The 917-nt window shown below is 62.4% G+C and carries 1 protein-coding gene; it reads right to left on the bottom strand.

The genetic code is table 11. The annotated features are described in order from the left end of the window. Nucleotides 1-16: 16 nt before the first annotated feature. A complete protein-coding gene (locus APZ21_RS05515; RefSeq protein WP_054812131.1) occupies nt 17-787 on the bottom strand; it encodes an IS5/IS1182 family transposase in 771 nt (256 codons plus the stop codon). Between the last annotated feature and the right edge of the window lie 130 nt (nt 788-917).

The raw sequence follows: 917 nt of genomic DNA, 5'->3' as shown, positions 1-917 counted from the left end.
TGAGCCTTTTTCATCTTCATGCAGCGGCCTGAAGCTCTCGATCGTGGAGAACGTGGATCGCCCGAACCAGCAGCCCGGCTTTGAACGGGCAGCATCGCAGTTTCTGCAGGATCTTCCACGTTTTGAGCTGCGCGAACGCTCGCTCACCCCGTCCTCGTAGCTGTGCGTGAGCACGGTTGGCGTTCTTCTGCGCGGCCGGTTTACCGCGACCCTTGTACGGAGTCAGCACTCCTTGCGCGCCTTGATATCCCTTGTCGCCCAGCACGATCCATCCCTGCTGTTCGAGTTCGTGCAGTACCCGCCAGATCCAGGCTGCCTTGCTGTCGTGGACACTGCCCGGCAACGCCGGCGACACCCACACGATCCCACCCTCAGGAGAGGCGATGACCTGCACGTTCATACCGTGGCGGCGATGCTTGCCGGAGTAGAACGGCCGATCGGCCGCGACCCGGTCGATCGGGATCAACGTCCCGTCGATGATCAGATAGGCGTGCCCTGCGGCCTTCGCGCGACGCAACGCCGTCCGCAGTGTCGGAGCACGATCGGCCAGTAACCGCACGGCTTCTTGCACGTAGCGCCAGGCCGTGCTCGTCGATACCTCGAACCCGGCCCCGAGGAGGCCGAATGTTTCGGCTTTACGCAGGTAGACCAGGGCGAGCAGGGCTTGACGACCGGGGTTGAGCTGCCGCCACCGCGAACCGATCTCGTGACGGTGTCGCCGGATCAGTCCTGCGAGGTAGTCCAGGGTCTGACGTGACAACGGCAGCGCGGAACGGTAGAAAAGCACGTGAAGCCCCTTGTGTATCGGGAGTTGTGGTAACAACCGATCCACCAGGGGCTTCACCTATCCGCTACCCAGACATCCGTTGAACCTGCAGCGCCACAACGCCTCTCACATGCAGGATGAAAAAGGCTCA

Source organism: Nocardia arizonensis, from assembly GCF_001310275.1.
GTDB classification, from domain to species: Bacteria; Actinomycetota; Actinomycetes; order Mycobacteriales; family Mycobacteriaceae; genus Nocardia; species Nocardia arizonensis.
The sequence above is the reverse complement of the archived record's forward strand: the minus strand, read 5'-3'. Positions and strand labels throughout refer to the sequence as shown.